This window comes from Paenibacillus sp. V4I3, assembly GCF_030817215.1.
Classification (GTDB): domain Bacteria; phylum Bacillota; class Bacilli; order Paenibacillales; family NBRC-103111; genus Paenibacillus_E.
In genome coordinates this window covers 2,416,442-2,437,301 of the sequence record NZ_JAUSZA010000001.1, presented here as the reverse complement: position 1 = coordinate 2,437,301, position 20,860 = coordinate 2,416,442, and the positions used below count along the sequence as shown (strand labels likewise).

At 44.4% G+C, this 20,860-nt stretch carries 17 protein-coding genes and 1 pseudogene; 6 read left to right on the top strand and 12 right to left on the bottom strand.

Going from position 1 to position 20,860, the window contains the following annotated elements; all coding sequences use genetic code 11:
- Nucleotides 1-97 precede the first annotated feature (97 nt).
- From QFZ77_RS11295 to QFZ77_RS11285, 3 genes are all read right to left on the bottom strand, one after another.
- Nucleotides 98-1,417 carry an ABC transporter substrate-binding protein gene (locus QFZ77_RS11295; protein WP_307439452.1) on the bottom strand — a complete coding sequence of 440 codons (1,320 nt, stop codon included), beginning with the start codon at nt 1,415-1,417 and terminating at the stop codon, nt 98-100.
- A gap of 160 nt (nt 1,418-1,577) precedes the next feature.
- Complete coding sequence (locus tag QFZ77_RS11290) at nt 1,578-2,414, bottom strand: carbohydrate ABC transporter permease (RefSeq protein ID WP_307439450.1); 837 nt, start codon at nt 2,412-2,414, stop codon at nt 1,578-1,580.
- Complete coding sequence (locus QFZ77_RS11285; RefSeq protein ID WP_307439448.1) at nt 2,414-3,298, bottom strand: carbohydrate ABC transporter permease; 885 nt, start codon at nt 3,296-3,298, stop codon at nt 2,414-2,416. The genes QFZ77_RS11290 and QFZ77_RS11285 overlap by 1 nt, the downstream gene beginning before the upstream one ends.
- Nucleotides 3,299-3,456: 158 nt before the next feature.
- Between QFZ77_RS11285 and QFZ77_RS11280 the strand changes: the two genes are divergently transcribed.
- The 4 genes from QFZ77_RS11280 to QFZ77_RS11265 are packed head-to-tail and all read left to right on the top strand — an operon-like array spanning nt 3,457 to nt 8,462.
- The gene (locus tag QFZ77_RS11280) at nt 3,457-5,277 is read left to right on the top strand and encodes a sensor histidine kinase (RefSeq protein ID WP_307439446.1); all 1,821 of its coding nucleotides are present in this window, start codon (nt 3,457-3,459) and stop codon (nt 5,275-5,277) included.
- On the top strand, nt 5,274-6,902 hold the full coding sequence (locus tag QFZ77_RS11275) for a response regulator (RefSeq protein WP_307439444.1): 1,629 nt from the start codon (nt 5,274-5,276) through the stop codon (nt 6,900-6,902). The genes QFZ77_RS11280 and QFZ77_RS11275 overlap by 4 nt, the downstream gene beginning before the upstream one ends.
- 52 nt (nt 6,903-6,954) lie before the next feature.
- Complete coding sequence (locus QFZ77_RS11270; protein ID WP_047677233.1) at nt 6,955-7,389, top strand: hypothetical protein; 435 nt, start codon at nt 6,955-6,957, stop codon at nt 7,387-7,389.
- Nucleotides 7,389-8,462, top strand: coding sequence for a phosphodiester glycosidase family protein (locus QFZ77_RS11265; protein WP_307439441.1), 1,074 nt, complete (start codon nt 7,389-7,391; stop codon nt 8,460-8,462). The genes QFZ77_RS11270 and QFZ77_RS11265 overlap by 1 nt, the downstream gene beginning before the upstream one ends.
- Nucleotides 8,463-8,770: 308 nt before the next feature.
- Here the strand turns inward: QFZ77_RS11265 and QFZ77_RS11260 are convergent, their stop codons facing one another.
- A complete protein-coding gene (locus QFZ77_RS11260) occupies nt 8,771-9,025 on the bottom strand; it encodes an AbrB/MazE/SpoVT family DNA-binding domain-containing protein (RefSeq protein ID WP_047677456.1) in 255 nt (84 codons plus the stop codon).
- 183 nt (nt 9,026-9,208) lie between these two features.
- On the bottom strand, nt 9,209-9,673 hold the full coding sequence (gene trmL, locus QFZ77_RS11255) for a tRNA (uridine(34)/cytosine(34)/5-carboxymethylaminomethyluridine(34)-2'-O)-methyltransferase TrmL (protein ID WP_171691913.1): 465 nt from the start codon (nt 9,671-9,673) through the stop codon (nt 9,209-9,211).
- Between the two features lie 143 nt (nt 9,674-9,816).
- Between trmL and QFZ77_RS11250 the strand changes: the two genes are divergently transcribed.
- On the top strand, nt 9,817-10,530 hold the full coding sequence (locus QFZ77_RS11250; RefSeq protein WP_047677301.1) for a response regulator transcription factor: 714 nt from the start codon (nt 9,817-9,819) through the stop codon (nt 10,528-10,530).
- Nucleotides 10,531-10,644: 114 nt separating this feature from the next.
- Here QFZ77_RS11250 and QFZ77_RS11245 read toward each other — a convergent pair whose 3' ends face one another.
- From QFZ77_RS11245 to QFZ77_RS11220, 6 genes are all read right to left on the bottom strand, one after another.
- Nucleotides 10,645-11,280 (bottom strand): SGNH/GDSL hydrolase family protein, encoded by a 636-nt coding sequence (locus QFZ77_RS11245; RefSeq protein WP_307439436.1) that lies wholly within the window; start codon nt 11,278-11,280, stop codon nt 10,645-10,647.
- Between the two features lie 30 nt (nt 11,281-11,310).
- Entirely contained in the window at nt 11,311-13,509 is a 2,199-nt protein-coding gene (locus QFZ77_RS11240; protein WP_307439434.1) for a glycosyl hydrolase family 95 catalytic domain-containing protein, read from the bottom strand.
- 14 nt (nt 13,510-13,523) lie between these two features.
- Nucleotides 13,524-14,402: a carbohydrate ABC transporter permease gene (locus tag QFZ77_RS11235; protein WP_307439433.1), complete on the bottom strand. Its 879-nt coding sequence runs from the start codon at nt 14,400-14,402 to the stop codon at nt 13,524-13,526.
- A 15-nt stretch (nt 14,403-14,417) separates the two neighbouring features.
- Nucleotides 14,418-15,374 (bottom strand): ABC transporter permease, encoded by a 957-nt coding sequence (locus QFZ77_RS11230; protein WP_307439430.1) that lies wholly within the window; start codon nt 15,372-15,374, stop codon nt 14,418-14,420.
- A 108-nt stretch (nt 15,375-15,482) separates the two neighbouring features.
- The gene (locus QFZ77_RS11225; RefSeq protein WP_307439428.1) at nt 15,483-17,117 is read right to left on the bottom strand and encodes an extracellular solute-binding protein; all 1,635 of its coding nucleotides are present in this window, start codon (nt 17,115-17,117) and stop codon (nt 15,483-15,485) included.
- 196 nt (nt 17,118-17,313) lie between these two features.
- Nucleotides 17,314-19,632: a helix-turn-helix domain-containing protein gene (locus tag QFZ77_RS11220; protein WP_307439426.1), complete on the bottom strand. Its 2,319-nt coding sequence runs from the start codon at nt 19,630-19,632 to the stop codon at nt 17,314-17,316.
- Nucleotides 19,633-19,733: 101 nt separating this feature from the next.
- Between QFZ77_RS11220 and QFZ77_RS11215 the strand changes: the two are divergent.
- Nucleotides 19,734-19,904: pseudogene (locus QFZ77_RS11215) on the top strand (IS5/IS1182 family transposase); the annotation flags it as partial.
- Between the two features lie 168 nt (nt 19,905-20,072).
- On the opposite strand, the gene QFZ77_RS11210 reads toward QFZ77_RS11215, so the two are convergent.
- Complete coding sequence (locus QFZ77_RS11210; protein WP_307439423.1) at nt 20,073-20,840, bottom strand: Cof-type HAD-IIB family hydrolase; 768 nt, start codon at nt 20,838-20,840, stop codon at nt 20,073-20,075.
- Between the last annotated feature and the right edge of the window lie 20 nt (nt 20,841-20,860).

The following is a 20,860-nucleotide window of genomic DNA, read 5'->3' as shown; positions in this document are numbered from 1 at the left end:
CTCCAGTCTTCTTTATTGTAACAGCCTATTCCTTTTCTGTTAAACAGCAAAAAGCCTCAGCATTGGCGCTGAGGCTTTATTACCACCCATTATTGAGTTACTTCTTAAGGCTATCCCAAGTTTTCTGGAATTCCTCCAGCATTTGATCCTTCGTATACTTCTTCGCTACATAACCTTGCATAATATCGCCGAATTTTTTACTAGAAGCTTCGCCGCCTGGGAATTTGAACCAGTTCCAGCTAAGTGTTTTACCAGCTTTGCTGTAAGCGATAATGTCAGCTGCCAAAGGTCCTAAAACTTTCTCGTCAGCAGGAATGGATTTGAATGCAGGAATGAATTTGAATTCTTCCGTAATGTATTTCTTACCGATATCGGAACTTACCATCCAGTTCAAGAATTTCTTCGCTTCGTCTTTCACAGCAGAGTTTTTGTTGATAACCCAGTTGTTTGGTACACCAACGAACAATTTATCGTTCGCTGCAGCGTCATCGTTGATCGGCATTGGCAAGAAGCCAATTTTGATGTTCGGGTTTGTTTTTGTGATTTGAACTTGTGTCCAGTTACCTTGCTGCGTCATTGCTGCTTTACCTGTAGCAAAGTCAGTTACTTGTGTATTGTAATCTGTTTGAAGCGGATTTTTGTTACCGTATTTCAACTGTAGATCAAACAGTTTTGTCCATTGGTTAAATACTTCGTTACCCGGAATTTTTGCTGTTCCTTTGTTCAAGCCATCAATGAAGGCATTCGGATCCTTTTGGTAAGCAAACGGAAGGTTTACGAAGTGGTTACCCAGTACCCACCACTCGCCATAGCCGGTTTCAAAAGGTGTAATTCCTTTTGCTTGAAGCTTTTTAGCCGCATCTTCTAATTGTGTAAGTGTTTTTGGTAATTCGGTAATGCCAGCTTGTGTAAACAAGTCTTTATTGTATTGGAAACCATAACCTTCAAGGTTCAGCGGTTGTCCATATAGTTTACCGTTTTTCGTCATTGGCTCTTTAGCCACGTCTACAAGATCCTTAACCCATGGTTGATCGGAAAGATCTTCCAAGTTTTCGATCCATTTATCCATATCCGAGAAACCACCGTTGTTGAAAATGTCCGGTTTGTCACCTGAGTTGAACTTCGCAAGCAATGCTGCCCCGTAGTCAGCACCGCCGCCTACTGTATCAACTTGAATTTTAACATTAGGATTTTGCTTTTGATATTCTTGAATTAATTTGCCAAGTTGATCGGCGATTTCTACTTTGAATTGGAACATTTTAATTGTAACTGGTTTACCGCCTGCAGCAGGTGTTGCTGTTGCCGCTCCACCCGTTGTTGCTGTTGGAGTTGGCGCTGTTTCTTTCTTCGCGCAGCCAACGGCAACTAAAGATAGTGAAAGTACAGCCGCCATACTGATCATTGTTAATTTTTTCATTTAGGTAAAGCCTCCCTTTTAGTTTCAATCAGCTTACCCTGATAACGTTTCGTTAGCTCGTCATCAGCTTACATGGTTTATTGTAAACACTTACTTAAACCCTTAACACAGAGAATATTGAACATAAAGGTGGAAGATTTTGAACATATTTGCAAAACTGTTAACCTTTTACCGATCCTGCCGTTATGCCTTCAACAATATGTTTCTGCATCGCTAAGAAGAAAATAACGATCGGCAAAACGCCAAGTGTTAGACCAGCCAAGGCCAAATCCCATTGCTTCGTATATTGACCAAAGAAAGAAAACGTTGCTAAAGGTATTGTTCTCAGTTCTGGGCTATTTAACACGAGTGAAGGCAGCAGATAATCATTCCATATCCATAAACTGTTTAAGATAATGACTGTCGTGGACATCGGCTTTAACAGAGGGAAAACAATTCGCCAAAATACCCCATACGGCGAGCATCCATCCACAGTGGCTGACTCTTCAATTTCAAGTGGAATGGATTTAATAAAACCATGGAACAAGAAGACGTTCAGTGAAACACCGAATCCGAAATAACAAATAATCAAGCCGAACTTGCTATCCATTAGTCCAACTTCATTAGCTACACGCACAAGCGGGATCATGATAGATTGAAACGGAATAACCATTGCAGCAACGAAAGCTATAAATACAAGGTTGTTGAATTTACTTGATTTGCGCACCATTCGATAAGCGGCCATGGAACTAATCAACACAAGCCCTACATTACTGAACACAGTAATAATGAAAGAGTTCAGAAATGCACTTGGGAACTTCATGATTGTCCATACCTTCGTATAGTTGTCAAGATATAAGCTTGACGGAAGCTTCGCAGTGCTGGCTGCCAGCTCCGGGAATGTTTTAAGTGAGTTAACGATGACGAAGTAGAAAGGAACTAAAAATAAAAGTCCTATTAAGATGCCGAGCACCTCGAGTGTAAATAATCGTCCTGAGTATTTTTTGACCGATTCCATTAAACTTCAACCTCCTTGCGTTTCGTATACATGACTTGGATGGTCGAAATAATGGCCACTACAACGAAGAATACTAATGCTTTTGCTGTTCCTAAACCATAGTTGTTATTCCGGAACGCTTCCTGATAAATATTGATGGAAACGGATTCTGTTGAGTTGAACGGTCCACCTTTGGTCAAGGCAAAGTTCAGGTCAAACATCTTGAAGTTCCATGAAATTGTCAGGAACAAACATACGGTAACAGCCGGCATAATGAGTGGAATGATAATGTTCTTAAGCACTTGTAATCGCGTAGCACCATCGATATAAGCCGCTTCAACCATATCTTTGGGCACATTCGAAAGCGCCGCAATATAAATGATCATTAAGTAGCCCGAACCTTGCCATATACTAACGATGGCGATTGCCCAGAAGGCTGTAGGTGCATCACCCAACCAAGGAAGTTGGAAAAAACTAATATTGGTCAATTCTCCTAACGTCCCGAACCCTTTGACGAAAATAAACTGCCAAATGAAACCAAGAAGAAGTCCACCAATAACATTCGGCATGAAGAAAATAGTACGCAGTACATTTCTGGTTTTCAGTGCCTGAGTGAGCAAGAGCGCCAAAAGAAACCCGACAAGATTCGTGAGAATGACATCCGTCACGGTGATTCTTGTTGTAAACCAGAATGCGTTGCGATAGTCTGTGTCATGAAAAAGAAGGTGTTTGAAATTGTCTAGGCCGTTGAACTTCACGGTTGTTGTCACACCATTCCACTCGGTAAATGAATAATAAATACTCATGAGAAAAGGAGTAACAACAATGAGTGCGAAAAAGATCAGCGCGGGTCCGACAAACACCCATTGTTGTAGAAGTCCTGCTAACCCTTTGTTGGTTTTCATGGGAATTTCCCCCTTACGATTATCTAACTATAAGCTATAGTATAAATCCCTTTGTCTTCGTGAAACACAGATTATCGTGATGCATTAGGTGGAATTTGTTGACCTCTACTGCTACAATATAGGGTGAAAAGTCTAAAAAGAAACCGAGTTGATGCACCTTGTTTCGTCATAGTATACGCAATAAATTAATCCTTTTTCTGCTCATTGCGACCTTAGTTCCATTCACTACATCCATTGTTGTTTCTTATATATTCACCAAGGACAAAGTCACAGAAGACACAATTACGAATAATTCGGCCCTGATATCTCAAGCAAAAATGAATTTGTTGAATTACTTAAATGGTGTTGTCCAGGCATCTACTACGATTTATACAGGTCAGTATTCATCTGTTGGTTATCTTTACGATATTCTGCAAACCGAGCGAGAAATCGACTACATGAGTGATAAGGTTATCAAAAGCGGGCTGCAGGTCATGTCCCATTCGGTTAAAGAGATCAAACAAATTTATCTTTACGCCTCCGTTAGCGACCGTTCTTATTTAGCGAGCAGCGACATTCAAGGAAGCACGATCGGTAAATATGAATCTCTTCGGCAGTTCCCCGAGAACAAAACCGTTTATTTTGAAACCACTCATGCAAGCCATAATTACAATATTGCACTTAATGTGTATTCTGCTCCAACCCCTGTCCTATCTATGCATCGTAAAGTTATGTACTCCCCAAGTAACATCTCAATTGGTGAGCTGATAATTGATCTTCAGCTGAATCTAGTCTCTGAAATATCTCAAAGCTTATTCACCCATGACCAAGAAGAACTGTATATCCTGGATGATAAGGGGTTCATCGTGTTCGGTCCTGATGTGTCTAAATGGGGACAACCTCTTGAAGCAAGTTGGGGGAATGAGGCGATTTATAGCGATCTCCAAAAAGGTTCCTATGAATGGAAAAACGGCGCTTATGCGGGGATAAATATTTATGAAAAAATGAAAACTGACTATGTTAACTGGACGATCGTGAAGCGGCTTCCCTATGAGCAATTAACGAAAAATGCCAGACAGTTAACTTTAATTAATTCTTTGATCCTTACTCTGTTTATGTTGATTGTCATTGCCGGAACCATTTATATCAGCATTAAATTTACAGAGCCTATCAAACAATTAATTCGTTATATCACACGCATACAGGCTGGACAAGTTCAGTTAGGCCAATTGAATACCGATATCGAGCTCACTCGTACGGATGAAATGGGCATTCTCGCCAATCGATTCCATGGCCTTATGCAGGATTTAAATCAAATGGTGATGCGTGAATATCGTCTTGAGCTTGCAAACAAATCGAATCAGCTTATGGCACTTCAAGCTCAGATCAATCCGCACTTTTTGAATAACGCGCTCCAATCGATCGGAACACTAGCTTTGCAGCATGATGCACCAAAGGTCTATGCTTTGATTTCGTCACTTGCCAAAATGATGCATTACAGCATGAACACGAATGAATCCGTCGTTCCTTTACACAAAGAAATCGATCATATTAAAGCCTATCTCGAACTGCAAAAGCAGCGCTTCGAGCACCAATTCGAAGTTATTTACGAGATCGAAGAAAGCACGAAAGCAATCTCTGTACCCAAGATGATCCTTCAACCGCTTGTCGAAAACTATTTCAAACATGGCTTTAAACCGAGTGCAGCTACGGGCTTATTACGTATTCAAGCAATGAAGCTTATCGTTCATGAGGATGAATACTTGAAACTCATCGTTGAGGATAACGGAATAGGTATAACCGAGCACCGGCTCCACGAAGTAAGAAACAGACTGAATACCCCATCGATAACCGATGAGGCTTGTATTGGGCTTAGTAATGTACTGACCAGAGTACAATTGTACTTCACTGATGATGCATTTCTTGATGCCCAGCATGTACAGCCCCAAGGTCTACGGATTGTGATCCATATTCCTATGAAAAAGGGAGCACTTGAATGAAAGTATTACTTGTTGATGATGAGAAACATGTGCGCGATGCCATCCGCCTGCTTGTGGACTGGAAGCAGTACGGCATAGAAACTATATTAGAAGCCCAAGATGGTGAATCGGCCATAGAGATCGTAAGTCGTGATCATCCTGCGATTATTATGACCGATATGATGATGCCAATTATGAATGGCGTAAAATTGCTCGAGTGGCTGCATACGCATGCTCCTGACTCGAAGACGATCGTTATTAGCGGTCATGACGACTTCTCTCTACTTCGCCATACGTTAAAGTATGGCGGAACGGACTATATATTGAAGCCTATTGATCCCGAGCAGTTAAATGAAGCGCTAGATAAAGCCATCCACGCTTGGAATAAGGATGAGGAGCTTCGTCATACCAATCGAGAACTGAATATCGAAATGAACCAAATTAAGCCCATGTACTGGGACAAGCTGCTATCGAACTTAATTGCCGAACCCTCCGCTTATGATCAAGCGGCCGAGCAGCTCGAGAAAGAGCTTCATTTATCTCGGACTATTCGAGAATGCCGTGTTGCTATTTTATCCTTAGATACGATGGAACGCAGTGTGAAGAACAAGTTCAGTCATAATCTGGACCTCCTGCTCTTCTCGCTTATTAACATATGTAATGAATTCCTCGTTAACGATCAGCGCGGTTATGCTTTCCGCCATTGGAACAGCGATAACGAAATTGTATTGCTTCTATGGAAGGATCAATCTGGCTCTGAGGCATTTCTCGCAAAAATTAATGAAGGTATACGCACAGCGCTTCATACTCGCGTGGACTTCGGTATTGGAAGCTCTCACTCCTTTCCAACGGATTTGACTTTATCCTATCAGGAAGCCCGTGATGCCCTCAGACAGCGAAATCTCAAATCCAAGGAAACATGGATTCACAGTACATTAAAAACAGCCAAAACCGTTCAGCCTGCGCTTACTTTCAGCCAATATGAGGAACGGATTCAACTCGCTATTCGCAGTGGCAGCATTGACCAAATTCAAGAAACGGTTCAAGAATGGATGGACGCCGTCAAACTGAGCGAAGCCATTACACTCGAACAGCTCGACCATTGGTGGCGGGAATACAGGGTGATGAAGCGTCGTTGGGTGCAGCAATTTTTCTATAACATTAGTGAAGATCAGGTTAAACAGCTGCTCCTTGATGAGCCATCCAGTTTGATCGTTCCGCTTGATGAGCATGGGATCCTATCTCTATCACTGTGGCAGCAGGAACTCACTCGGAGTATTGTTCACTTGTCGAAGCTGCTTCTTGAGAGTCAGCAGAAGGACAAAAGCGTTATTTTTGAAATCGCAGAGTTCCTTGAGAAGCACTATCACGAAGATGTCTCGCTTCAGGATATCGCGAATCGATTCTACCTCAGCCGCGAGTACATCTCACGGAAATTCAAACAAGAGTTCGAGGTAAATCTTTCTGACTACTTAGGTCAAATTCGCATGAGTAAAGCAAAGGTCCTGCTGCGCAATCCATATCTTCGGATTTCACAAGTAGCGGAGATGGTCGGTTATCAGGACGAGAAATATTTCAGCAAAGTTTTCAAAAAACTAGAGGGACTCACCCCAAATGAATATCGAAAAACGGCGAATTCTATCTAAAATTCTGTAAAAAATATGGAATATGTTATACTAGTAATCAGAGGTGATTTTCATGAACATGCCCATCGAGACTACGACTGCGAATTCTTTCCCTCGCGCTGCTTCGAAGGCTACGAAGGTAAGAAAGAAAACGTACGTATACTTGTTTGTGGGTTGGGTCATGCTGATCGCAATCGGAGTAGCCGCAGCTATGATGTACACAGAGCATTTGAGGCAAAAAATTGCAACCGATATCGCACAGCAAACCCAGCAACAACTGCAAGTGGTTCAACAAGACTATCAGAAGCAAGTGACCCAATTGAAAGATAGTGTTACGACAGATATGAAAGCTTTACAGACAAAAGTAGACTCACTGAATGAATTACTGGCTTTCACGAAGGACAGCGCTAACAGCAAAACCGATAACAGCAACCAGCTTTATACACAGCTTGCCGACGTAAAGAAGAAGTTGGAAGAACTGCAAAAAAATCTGGATGTGCTAAAGTAATGAACGTAAATAGCATTCAACAAATCAACCGCGTCCTTCTACTTGCAAGCGCCCCGTTTCTGGGGATGCTAATTTGGCTGCTTTTCGTTACGGCGAATGTTCCTATCAACCCATTGGTACATAAGGCGTCTACGCCAATCACTTTTCAACAAGAAACGTTTACGCTTAATAACTTGCTGACCAAAGCGAATAGCGACGCAGTTCAAACCAAATCCATCATTCAGCAATATTTCGAGCTTTATGAGAAAAGCGCCACAGAAGTAGCGGCTATGCTCCAGAATGCTGCAGAACAAGCTGCCAAACCCGGCATTATCTATGATGCACGGATAACGGCCAAGCTCGGCAGCCCAATTCGACAAGCTTCTTCCGGGAATATCGACTTGAAACTTTTCGCTTTGAATGAAAGCAACTATAAAGGTTATGCGCTTAAAGTAAACCTTAAGAGCGATAAGGCCATTAAACTTGTGCTCGGCAAGGATAAAATTGGCTCCAGTGAGACAACGCTAGATGCAGTCACGCGTTATGGGGCTATCGCGGGTGTGAATGCAGGGGGCTTCGCCGATGACAATAAAGGCAAACGATATCCGCTGGACACAACAATGATGAATGGGAAGTATGTGAATGGTTTCTTTCCTACCAACAACGATACGACCTTCATTGGCCTGAATAAAGACCGCAAGCTCATTGGCGGTAAGTTTAGTTCTCAGTCTGAGCTCGACAAGTTGAACCCACTCATGGGATCTACCTTCGTTCCGGTTCTCCTGAAGAATGGTAACAAGATGTCGATTCCCTATCAGTGGCAAAGTTCACCAGCAAGAGCCGCGCGGACCATCATGGCCAACTACAAGCACGACCAGCTGTTGTTTATTGTGACCGACGGCTATGACGAAAGCGGTAATTCGGGAGCAACACTTGCTGAGCTGCAGGACAAAATGCAGCAATTAGGCATTGTGGATGCGTATAACTTGGATGGGGGCGGCTCTACCACTTTAGTCATGGGGGGCAGCGTCATCAATCGGCCATCTGATGGGAAGCTTAGACCGCTAGCCACCAACTTTCTATTTTTTAAATAACCGAAATTATTCACACTTTATTCGTTTCTTTTTTTAGAATGGTTGGGTATAATAAGCCTTAACTATGCTCAAAGATCCCAAAGCAGAGAGACTTTTACCAGGCTAAAAGATCCCTATATATGGAGGTGCAGCAATGTTTGGTTTATCAACAACATTTTGGCTCGTTAACACCGTTTTTGTATTATTCATCGTCGCTATGATGACGGCTTCCTATAACGAGGACAAAACAAAAGGTCTGTAAACATTGAAATACAAGAAAAAAAGCATCTTCTCCGTTAGGAGAAACGATGCTTTTTCTTTTATTACTCTTATGCTCTAACCTTTAGCAAGTTCATTTCAGTTACACATACGCCGCAAATATAACGCTCTTTGAATTCACTGACACTTTCCATACTTCCGCAAAACACACATTTGGGACGATATCTCTCCAGTATGATATGGTCACCCTGCACCAAAATTTCGACAGGATCTCCTTCATTCATTTGATATCGCTTTCTTAACGACTTAGGCAGTACAATGCGTCCCAATTGATCGACTTTACGAACGACTCCGGCTGGCTTCATCATAGGACTTCACCTCTCTTCCGCTCACGTTTTCCATGCTCTCTACTTCATCTAGCATATCTATACGGACTGATACGGAATACTATTCGCCGTTATTTAAGAAACTCCTGCTAATAACATGCTGAAACTTTCTTTTCCTGTCAAATATGTCGGCTCAGTCCTACTATTGATAGGTCTTAAGCTCTAATCAAGGCCAACGAAGCCCGTCTGCCGCAAGCCCTCATACAGCATAATCGCTGCCGAATTCGATAAATTAAGCGATCTGACCGCATCTGACATTGGCAACCGCAGTAATGTTTCGGGATGCTGAGCTAACAGTTCCTCAGGAAGTCCTTTGGTTTCTTTGCCAAATACAAAAAAATCTCCATCCTGAAATGTAAAATCTGTGTAACGTTTGGTTGCCTTCGTTGACGCAAAGAAAAAACGATGCTCTTTGTATGCCTCCAGCACCTCATCAAATGAGTCATGATACTCGAGCTTAACCGAGTGCCAATAGTCCAATCCAGCGCGTTTTAGCGTCTTGTCATCCGTCTGAAAGCCTAGTGGTCTAACCAAGTGGAGATACGTGCCTGTCGCTGCGCAGGTTCTGGAAATGTTACCTGTGTTTGCAGGAATCTCGGGTTCTACTAATACAATATGAAATGCCATCTCTGTCAAATTCACCTCATTCTCTATCCTATTATAAGCGAATACGGAATGCAATTTTACACAGGGTTAACTTTATCTTAATATCTCGATGATAGAGCGCTGTCATAATAGAATTATCCTCGATAAAAGGAGTCCACCCATCGATGAAAAAGAAAATCCTAGTTGTTGATGACGAACCTTCCATTTCCATGCTTATAGAATTCAACTTGAAGCTTGTAGGCTTTGAAGTCCATTGTGTATTCGATGGCGAAGCTGTCTTCGATGCCATCCAAACGTTTCGCCCCGATCTCATCGTTCTCGACTTAATGCTGCCGAAGATGGACGGGTTCCAAGTGTGCCGCAAGCTTAGAAACCAGAATAACCTCGTACCCATTATTATGCTTACAGCTATGCAGGATCTCACGGATAAAATTGCCGGCTTGGATAACGGTGCTGACGATTATATGACCAAACCTTTTTCACCGCAGGAGCTCATTTCTCGTATACAGGCCATCCATCGGCGAATCCAAACCTTACCGTCCTCGACAGAAAATGCGCCCATCACGATTGGTCAAATCGCTATTAAAGCCGATCAACGTGAAGTCATGGTGAATGGCTCTCCTATTGAACTTACACCTAAGGAATTCGAGCTGCTGCTCTTCCTGTGTAAGCATCGCGGCAAAGTCCTTAGCAGGCAGCAGCTTCTCCATGGGGTTTGGGACTATCACTTCCTCGGAGATACCCGAATCGTCGATGTGCATATCTCTCATTTGAGAGATAAAATTGAGAACAACGCACGCAATCCGGAATATATTATGACCATCAGGAACGTTGGCTATAAGCTAACTGAGCCTGTTGTGAAGGAATCGCTGGCTTAATGGCCTCTTCGCCTTTCCCCTTCCGCATTCGGCGGAGCATCAATACGGAAAAGCCCCTGACAACTCAGGGGCTTTTCTTCATTTACAATGAACGCAAATATAAGGGCTAATCACTTATTGTGCCGCCCCGACTGCCTTAAGCCAAGCTTTGGCTATTAGCGCATGCCCTGCCGGTGACGGGTGTACGCCGTCTGGCGCCCAGTAGCTGGAGGGTGCGAGCATCGAGGCCTGTGCGAATATACCGTCAAGAGGAACCAAAAGGGCACCAAATTCCCGTGCTAACTCCCGGACGACAGTTATTTTGGGATCGAGATCCTCACGCCACAACTTCCGGTCTTCCGGCACTGGCAGTACGAATGGCTCGATCATAATAAGGTTAGCCCTGAGCTCCTCTTTCGTACGGACAAGCAGTTCCCGGTAACCTTCTTCGAATTGTTCCGCAGATGTAGGATCGTTCCTGTCATATCGTCTCCAGCAGTCGTTAATACCGATATAGATCGATACCCAGCTCGGCCCCAGTTCGATACAATCCTGTTCCCAACGAGAACGCAGTTCCTTCACTCGATTCCCACTAATCCCCCGGTTCAGGAATGTGACCTGTTTTTCCGGAAAAGAAGAACCGAACTGGGCTGCCGTCATCAAGGCATACCCTTTGCCCAAATCGGACGGATTATCTCTAATCCTTCCGGCATCCGTAATACTGTCACCTTGAAATAATACGATATCGCCTTGCTTGAATGGCACTCCCATTTGCACATCCTCCTACTCTGAATTTAATCATTAAAATCCGTAAAGACGCCAAGGCTTATGTCCACCGAAATAGCGGGCAACCTTCCGCGGTGATTCCACGGGAAAGATTCGCCCGTCAGGCGTCTCAGCACCTCGGGAAAGGATCGCTTCATCCCCCTTGCTCAAATCCAAAACGATTTCATCTTCACCCGCTTTTACATATCCGGTATGCTCAGAAACTTTAGTCCCGGATATCGTCCAGCGAATTACTCCGTTCCAGCCTGTCTTGATGCTACACGGCTCCCCGGCCAAACTCTTCACTCGAATCATTTGGGTTTCACCGTCACGACGTACAGCGCTGATTAAAAATGCTCCTTCGGTTCGCAAATTTTCGAAAGACACATCTTGCCACTCGCCCGGCACAGCTGGGAATACCCGTATCTTGCCTCCCCAGCTTTGAAGCAGCATGTCGTGTATCGCTTCTGCACCGGCAAATGGCGTTTCGATAACAGGTCCTGCTTCTTTATACATTGTATTCGGTTTAATAATCAACATCAACGATTGCAAATAACGCAAGGCCTCATCTCCCCAACCGAGAATAGCAGCTATTGAAGCCGCCCCAGTAAGGCTGAAGCCGCGTAAGTCGCCTTCCTTCCCGATCCAATGACGAAGCGAGGTTGTGATCAGCTTCCGATCCTCTTCATTGTCGCAGCCAATCAAATGGAGTGGAAAAATCGCAAGCAGATGGCTGAAATGTCGGTGACCGTATGCTAGAGGCGTGTCTTGTCCAATCATAAATCCCGTCTCATCTACAGGTAACGGAGTCAGCCTTTCCAGAACTTCCTTCCATTTCCCGGTAAGCGGATCTTCCACAGTCAGCCGCTGACATATTTCCAAAAGGGTTTGGCAGCCCCAGCGTAATAAAGCAAGATCGTAATGAGAATCGCGTACCTTCGTTTTCATAAACGAGCCATATTCAGGTGAAATGGTAGGCGGAAGATGCAAACTACCGTCATCGCCTTCTTCAAGAATGTGAAGATAATAATTCACACTTCTACGTAAAAGAGGAAATAAGATGGTGTTCAGCATCTCATCATCCATGCTGTATCGATACTGCCGCCACACATTATGGCAAATCCAGTTTAAATTCCCTACTTCATCATCTACCTTAGCCAGCAAATCATAGCTGCAGCTGCGACCAAGTCCTGAGGAATCATGCCTGCAGGACTCCGGAACGTTGTTTATTAGATTTTCTCTGTTTTCATCTAAAGCGCGAACCAGCGACATCCCGATGTCCAATCGATTCGCGGTATACACCGGTGAATAACTCATTTGCACATTCATATTGAACCAAACACCCGGCCATGGCGTTGAAGTAAGCCACGGACCTTGATTATCGATCAAGGGCTGATCCGCACGTGTGGCTGAAGCCAACTTATACATTTGTATCCAATAGAAGCTTTGGAGCCGCCCATCCGGAACCGAGATGAAGCTTTGCCGATAATAGTTGTGCCACCACTGACGGTGAACGCCCACCCATGTATCGAAATCAACGATAGAGGCTTGAACAACCGCATCCACTGCTTTACCAATTGCAGCTTCGTTATGCCCTTTAATAACGGATATGAAGCAAATTCGGCGATTCGGCGACACTTGGATATCCTTCCAGGCAGTCACGCACCCATCTTCGCTTGAATATCGCTGAATGCAAAGGTTCACGCCATCTCTTGCCGTTTTTTCCACATCAATCGCAGGTATATATTGATTTAAATTGAAGCCATCCGCATTTTTCAGCACGTGATCAACTTCCAGGTAGGCGTACCACGCAAACTGTGTAGCGCTCTCCCCTTCTGATGTCTCGATCTCGACAGCCATAACCGGTTCCTCGCTATGGACAATGGAACGAAGCTTTACCTCGCCACGGGTCGTCGTCAAATTAGCACGAAGCTCCGCGTTCCATAAGTCCACCCGCATGCTCGTCGGATGATAAATCATGCCTTCCATCTCTAGATCAAGCTCACCAATAGGTACGCGTGGAGGGAAGCCCGGTTTGTCGGTCCGGTTTGCCGTTACATCTGTGCGTCCCGTGACAAAACGGAGTACATGCCGTTTTGTCGCATTTTCCTCCCCATATACCATCGCGCCGATCGAACCATTACCAATAAAGGCCCCTTCATCCCAACTGACAGGCTTCACAACCCATTCCATATCATTGTCGGCCATAAAATGTTCCCATTCTATGTCATTCATTGAAGCAGCCTCCTCTATCCTTTAATCGCTCCAATCAGAGCGCCTTTGACGAAATATTTTTGGAGAAACGGATATACAAGCAAAATCGGTACCGTTGCCACAATAATGGTCGCGTATTTCAATGTAACTGAGAGCATGGCCGAGGCGCCATCCGAAGCCCCTAAGTTTGAGCTTGCTTCCCCTTGGAGCAAAACTTCGCGCAGCACGAGCTGCAGCGGATAGAGCGATCGGTCCTGCAAGAAAATCATAGCATTGAACCATGAATTCCAATGACTGACGCCATAATACAATAACATAACGGCAATAACCGGCATGGAAAGCGGTAAAATGATCCGGAACAAAATGACAAAGTCATTCGCGCCATCTATTTTAGCCGACTCCTCCAACGCATCAGGAATCGCTTCGAACGCGGTTTTCATCAGAATGAGATTAAAGGTGTTAATCGCTTGAGGAATAATGAGCGCCCACAACGAATCGACCAATCCAACTCCTTTAATCGTCAAATAGAGAGGAATCAATCCACCGCTGAAAAACATGGTAAACACGATAAACAGCAGAAGCGGTTTACGGTAGGCCAAGCTTTTCCTTGATAACGCATAGGCCCCGAATGCTGTAAGCACGATATTGAAAAACAGACCCACCAGCACAACAAAAAACGTATTCCCGTATCCTTTCAGGATCATGGGGTTTCGAAACACATTTGTGTAAGCATCCAGTGAAAATCCGAGCGGCCGCCACAAAATGCCTTTGTGCCCCATCAAAGCTCCAGCGTCACTAATGGAGCCAAATGCCACATAAACAATAGGATATATCGTAATGATCATCAGGAAAGTCAAGAAAATCAAATTGATGGAATCGAAGCTTTTTTCTGAAAATGTTACCCGGTTCAGCATGACTATGCCTCCTTTCTACCACAAGCTAGTATCATTTAATTTACGGCTTAACCAGTTGGAACAAATGAGCAGAATAAAATTGATCATAGAATTAAACAAGCCAACCGCCGAGCTGAAGCTATAATTGAAATCTTGTAAACCAACCCGGTACACGTAAGAAGATACCACATCCGCCGTTTCATAAGTGCCTGGATTATAAAGCAAAATGATCTTTTCGAACCCGACGTTCATCATTTTTCCGATCTCTAAAATGAGCAGAATGATGATCGTCGGCATTAAGCCGGGAAGTGTCACATTCGTCATCTGCTTCCACCTGCCTGCGCCGTCTATTTTAGCCGCTTCATATTGCTCCTGATCAATGCCGGTCAAAGCCGCCAAAAAGATGATCGTTCCCCAACCGATATGCTGCCACACACCCGAGGATACATAGACGGAACGGAAAAAGCTCGGTTCAAGTAAAAATGTCGTACGTTCCCCTCCGAAAAAGACAATCACGTCATTCATTACGCCGTCGCTGACGGTGAAATCTTTGATGATGCCGCAGATGACAACTAGTGAAATGAAATGAGGCATATACGTAATGGTCTGCACCGTGCGTTTAAATAAGGCATGTCTCACTTCATTGAGAAGAAGTGCTAGCACGATCGGTGCCGGGAATCCGAACAATAGCTGATAGAAGCTGATAAGTACTGTGTTTTTTATTGTCCTCCAGAAATAAGGTCCGGTAAAGAAGGCTTGAAAATGCTCAAAGCCTACCCAATCGCTCCCCCAAATGCCAAGGCGTGGAGAAAAATCCTTAAAGGCGATAATAGCACCATACATCGGTCCATAATGGAAGATCACATAATAAAGCAGCACCGGAAAGAGCATCACATAAAGCAGTTTATTTTTACGGATATCGATCAATATCCCTAGTCGGGATCTCTTTTTCGGTATGAAGGGAATGGCCGTTTCAGGACTGATTGTATTCATTTCTCTGCTCCCTCTCTATCCTTGGGCTAATTCCTTGCAGGTGAATACAAGCCGCTTAGTAAAGAGACCTAGTATTCCGTATTCACCTGCAAGACACCATTAAGTTTTTTATCTTTTGTTGTAGCGGTCAAGCGCATCCTGATAAATTTTCGTGACCTTATCGATACCCATTTCATTAATGCGTTTTACATACTCATCGAACTTCTCGACGGGTTCCTTGCCCATGATGAATTTCACGAACATTTCTTCTTTATAGCTGGTAATCGCCGTATTCAATTTGGCCAATTCTTTACTTTCCTCTATCGTCGGAGTTATGAAAAGTGGCATTACATGCTTAACCGCGTCCGTTTCGCCCCAAATTTTAATCGCTTCATCCTGCTCCTTGAAAGTGTTGAAGCTTTTTCGAACGTCACCTAGAAAAGGGCCATTCGGTTTCGTATATTGAGATACCATTTGTTGCAGATTAAACTTTTCATTTTTAGTAATTTTTTCGCTAAACTTAGGGACATTGTTTTCCATCTTGTAGCTGTCTCCTTCAATACCGAAGTTGAACAACAGGCTGCCTTTTTCACCATAAGCATAATCCAACCATTTAACTGCAAGCTCTACATTCTTCGAATCGCCTGTTACCGCTTTGCTGGCAACCGGATTGTACTTGAAGTCACGCTGTCCGATAAAAGCGCGTTCCCCTTGCTTCAATGTCGGATATGGAGCTGCAACCAGTTGGAATTTCGGGTTTTTCTTCTTCCCGGTATCCATCCATCTGCCCATACCTCCGCTCAATAGACCTACCGTTGCCCCAGAACTGTCACTCATTAATTTGTTGTCCAACGCTTTGGAATCCGTGTTAAGGGCAAAGTCTTTATCAAGCAGCCCTTCCGCATACCATTTACGTAGCAAGGTCAAAGCATCTTTAAACTGCGGATCGATTGGACCGTATCTGACTTTGCCTTGATCATCGATATAGAATTTATTGGCCGTTTTGAAGGCGCCAATGAATGCGTCCTGAATGTTAAGCTCACTACTATATTGGGCGGTAAATGGTGCGGAAGCGCCTTTCTTTTCTTTGAAGGCTTTTAACACCGTATACCATTCATCGATCGTCTTTGGAACCTGAAGATTCAATTCATCCAGCCAGTCTTTACGGATCATCGGTCCTCGGAACACTAACCCATTGTCGGGACGAATCATCGGAAATGCGTAATATTTACCGCTATCTGTTTTGATCATCTTATCTAATTCTTTGTCTTGTTGAAGTAATTTCTTTAAGTTTGGTGCATTCTTGTCAATCAAATCGTTGAGTGGAAGAATGACTTTATCCGCAATCGCTTTCTCAGGTCCGCCTGGATAAGCGGCAGTCCCGCCTCCGCCCCAGTTGTATTCAATAACATCCGGTAATTTATTGGATGCAATCATCAGATTGAACTGCTCCTTCGATTGCCCGTCAGCCGGATGTGTATACTTCACTTTCACACCGGTTTCTTTTTCAAGCTGCATCCCAAAAGGAGATTCGGCCAGATTAGGTACAAAAGATGCCAAGTTCGTGTCGATCTGCTCCCAAGACGTTAACGTTTCTTGGGTGCTAATTGGATACTTAGCTCCCGCCGCTGTTGGTGCAGCAGAACCTTTTGGTGAAGTCGTGCTTTCAACAACCCCTTGTTTGGAACAACCAACAAACACACTAGATGCCACTACAACACTTAATACCATACTAATAGACTTCTTGTTCACATATTTCCCCATGTAAATCCCCCTCGTATGAATTGCTTCTATGCACTTCGGTGCACCGTGGTTTCATTATGTAACGAAAACCATGTACCGGATATCGTTAAAACCGAAACTGCATCATCAAAATCGATAAAAATCAACCTTCAATTTACGCAATCGCTATGTAAAAACGGAAAAGCCGCGCAAGCATGCTTGAACGGCTCCAATTATGTCATTGGATATCTTTAAATTTGCCCGGTGTGATACCCTCGAATTTCTTGAAAATCCGATTGAACGTATTCATGTCGGAGTATCCGACTTTTTTCGCAATATCTGTGACAGATAAGACTTGAAGAGAAAGCAGCCGTTTTGCTTCTTCTAATCGGGTTCTGCTGATAAAATCAAGCAAGGCTTCGCCCGTCTGTGCTTTGAACTGTTTGGATAAATAGGAAGGCGTTAACCCGAACTTATCGCCCACCATCGAGATGTTCAGATTCTCCTCGGCGTAATTGCTTTTAACATACCGGGTGACCTGCTGGCTAAGTTGGTTGTGCTCCTGTTGACGGTCTTCTTGAATGAATTGGCACACCTGACTCAGCACTTCTCGAATCTGTACCTTCATTTCTTTGATGGTTGAACTGCTCATTAATCGGTCGATTTGATCCGTTTTTACGATTAACGCCCGATGATTGCTGCTCGTACCAATTTCATCCATCGTTTTCAGCAGCGTACTTATCAAATCGAACATGAGGCACTTGGCGAACGGTACGGACAAGGACGCATCCGATACGTTAATCTCGATGATTTCACCTATGATTGCACTCGATTTCTCGAAATTGCCCGATTTCACAAAATTGATCAGCTGATGCTCTACAGGCAATGGATAGTAATAATTTCTGGATGGCCTAACCGTTTCTGAACTCGGTAAATCATCGTACCCAATAATTTCCCCGCTCCCCATAACGAGCCGGTACTCCAAAGCTGCCAAGGTTTGCTGGTAAGCTGTAGAGATCCCATACAGCTCCTGGTGGATGCCGCTGATCGCCACAGTCAAATTGACATGGAAATGGTCCAGCAAGAATGACTTCACCTGCTCGGCAATACGCTTCAACTCTTCCGAATCCGGATCTGTCCCAAAATTCACTATGCACGCTTGCATATTGTCTACTTCTGTAATGAAGGCCCGATTGTAATGACCGATCACTTCTTCAGCGACGTTCATAATAATGAAGTGCAGCATCCTCACCTTCTCGGGAGCGGCATACTCATCGATCTCAAACTTGCCGAAATGCTCGATGTGGAATAACAGAACAGCAAAATACGGCGATTCCAGACGAATATCGTGGGCTGCAAGCGATTCGTGTATCGGGACATTTTGTTCCAAACGGCCTTTCAGCAGCCCCTGGAGAAAATGCGAACGAATGGCATCTCGATGCTGATGCAGCCGCCTATCAATCTGTTCTTTTTCTGCGAACGTATTATTCAACGCATCCTGTAAAAATCCGTACTCGTTCGAGCCTTCATGAAAGGATATGCCTGATTTCACGGAAAAGCTCCGAATCAGTAAGTTGATTGGGTTGTAATTTTTTCTCAAAAAGAGATAAGTGACAAGTCCGCCCATGATAAGGCTCAAAATCACACTGGCGTAAATCAGCTTCTTCATGTATTTCATCTTGTCGTCAAATAATTCGGCGGGAATCGTTGATATGTATTTCCACCCTGTGCTGCCAGAGGTGATATAGGAAACAGCTGCCTTTTTACCGGAATCCGCGCCGATAAACATCCCATTTTTCCCGGAAAGCTTGTCGTAATCGAGAAAGTCTGATCTAGATTCAAAACCGGTCGAGGCAACTAGACGGTTTTCCTTATCCAGCACTGCTATGGAGGTTTTATCCGAAGTGGATGGGATATTATCAAGCAATTTGGAATCCTTAATGACAAATAAAATGACCGCGCCTGGATGATCCGGATTGGCGAGTATGACGGATTTGGCATACATCACGGCTTTGACTGAATAGCCATCTTCCCGAAACGTAATGGGTGCATACTCCTGGATATAAGGCTTATCAAAAAACTTCGCCCATTCCTCGTAGCTCATCCCGTCTTTCTCGCGGATCTTTTCGAACAACATACGGCTGTTCGTGTGATCACGTGTGGATATAACCGTGTCGCTATTCCGGTAGTAGATGTAGATTTGTTCAATAAAATCATTCGCTGTCTGATACACCCGCAGATCGTTGGCAATGCTGACCAAATCGTAATAGTCGCTATCCGTCAATGGCTTCACCGTATTCATGAAACCGGTTACCAATTTACTCAAAGCGATTTCCAAGCTTAACCGTTCAATACCGCGAAGGCTGTTATCGATCGCTTGCTCCATCTGCTCCAGGGCTGAATTGTTCGCACGGTTGACTTCCGATTCCACGACATGCCAGGCAGCTGCGTATAGAATCCCACTAATCATTATCGGGATAAGAAGTACAGAGATATAAGAAATGAGCCACGTAACGATAACACTGCGTTTGTTGAACCGGATTCGAGCAAGACTCATTGGATTACCCCTCATCGCCATGTTGTAACTGCTTTCACCACCATTATACAGAAAATATGGGAGGATTGAAGTTATTTCAACACTCGATAAGTACTTATATATTAAAGGACCTTAACCTATTAGATCTGATGATCCATAAATCCGTCGAAAAGGATGCCACGCATACCAAAGCTCGTTACAATCAGAAGGCTCAGAAAGAAATCCTGATGGACCGCACCAAGAAACTTCGGAAAGCTGTCTACAAGATAGATGAATCCATGAAAAATAAATTTCGCATGGAACTTATACTTTCTTATTCTTTTAAAAAAGACGGCTCCATCCATTCAAAAAATGGAAATGAGTCGTCTTTTTGTTTAGTAAATTTTGAAATTCTGAAAAACATGAGAGTTCTTCAGCGGCCTCCTCAAGGGTTTGCTGGTTTTAGCTGAATGTGCCGATCTTTATACAATCGACCGGCACTCGGCTACGTCCAGGCCGAAAATAAATTTTTGCACCGCCATGGCGACACCATCCTCGTTGTTGGAGGCGGTGACGGCATCAGCAATCGCCTTGACATGCTCTTCGGCGTTGCCCATTGCTACGCCGAGCCCCGCAGCCTGCAGCATCTGCACGTCGTTCTCGCTGTCTCCGACTGCTAAAACCTGCGTCATGTCGATGCCGAGCAGCCGACAAACCTCCCGTACGCCGCTTTCCTTGGTGATCCCCTGGACGGAGATCTCCACATTGACCGGTGCGGAAGCAGTAATCTCCAGCCCGCCCCAACCGAGCAGCTCCTCACGGATGCGCGCGACTACCGCCAAATCGTCATGCTTCATGCCGAACTTCATCCAGTCGGTTTCAAACAGCTCTTCGCTCCAATTGCGTCGGCTGGACAAGCTCTCCACGGAATAGCCCCAGAAATGCGCATCCTCGCGGAGAGCCAGCTCATGTAACCGGCGAACCGTTGCGCGGGGCAAATGGGTGCGGGCCATCAATCGGCCCGGCCCTTCCCAGATTTCCGCACCGTTCAACAAGACCATCGGGGAATCGAGCTCCAGCTCCTCCCAAAAATGGCTGGCGGTCTGCACACCCCGGCCCGTGGAGAACATTACGGTTACCCCATGGTCCACTGCCTTTCGCAGCCACTTCTTCGTTTCTTCCGTCACCTGCTTATCGTCGGTAAGCAGCGTGCCGTCCACATCCAAAGCAAGCAATTTATAATCCGTCATTCCTCGTTCTCCTCCGTGTA

Coding starts and splice junctions, on each gene's coding strand:
- QFZ77_RS11265 (WP_307439441.1), top strand. CDS start 7,389: ATGAACGTAAATAGCATTCAACAAATCAACCGCGTCCTTCTACTTGCA.
- QFZ77_RS11245 (WP_307439436.1), bottom strand. CDS start 11,280: ATGGGAGTGCCATTCAAGCAAGGCGATATCGTATTATTTCAAGGTGAC.
- QFZ77_RS11210 (WP_307439423.1), bottom strand. CDS start 20,840: ATGACGGATTATAAATTGCTTGCTTTGGATGTGGACGGCACGCTGCTT.
- QFZ77_RS11220 (WP_307439426.1), bottom strand. CDS start 19,632: ATGAGTCTTGCTCGAATCCGGTTCAACAAACGCAGTGTTATCGTTACG.
- QFZ77_RS11250 (WP_047677301.1), top strand. CDS start 9,817: ATGAAAAAGAAAATCCTAGTTGTTGATGACGAACCTTCCATTTCCATG.
- QFZ77_RS11225 (WP_307439428.1), bottom strand. CDS start 17,117: ATGGGGAAATATGTGAACAAGAAGTCTATTAGTATGGTATTAAGTGTT.
- QFZ77_RS11290 (WP_307439450.1), bottom strand. CDS start 2,414: ATGGAATCGGTCAAAAAATACTCAGGACGATTATTTACACTCGAGGTG.
- QFZ77_RS11285 (WP_307439448.1), bottom strand. CDS start 3,298: ATGAAAACCAACAAAGGGTTAGCAGGACTTCTACAACAATGGGTGTTT.
- QFZ77_RS11235 (WP_307439433.1), bottom strand. CDS start 14,402: ATGCTGAACCGGGTAACATTTTCAGAAAAAAGCTTCGATTCCATCAAT.
- QFZ77_RS11295 (WP_307439452.1), bottom strand. CDS start 1,417: ATGAAAAAATTAACAATGATCAGTATGGCGGCTGTACTTTCACTATCT.
- QFZ77_RS11275 (WP_307439444.1), top strand. CDS start 5,274: ATGAAAGTATTACTTGTTGATGATGAGAAACATGTGCGCGATGCCATC.
- trmL (WP_171691913.1), bottom strand. CDS start 9,673: ATGGCATTTCATATTGTATTAGTAGAACCCGAGATTCCTGCAAACACA.
- QFZ77_RS11230 (WP_307439430.1), bottom strand. CDS start 15,374: ATGAATACAATCAGTCCTGAAACGGCCATTCCCTTCATACCGAAAAAG.
- QFZ77_RS11270 (WP_047677233.1), top strand. CDS start 6,955: ATGAACATGCCCATCGAGACTACGACTGCGAATTCTTTCCCTCGCGCT.
- QFZ77_RS11260 (WP_047677456.1), bottom strand. CDS start 9,025: ATGAAGCCAGCCGGAGTCGTTCGTAAAGTCGATCAATTGGGACGCATT.
- QFZ77_RS11240 (WP_307439434.1), bottom strand. CDS start 13,509: ATGAATGACATAGAATGGGAACATTTTATGGCCGACAATGATATGGAA.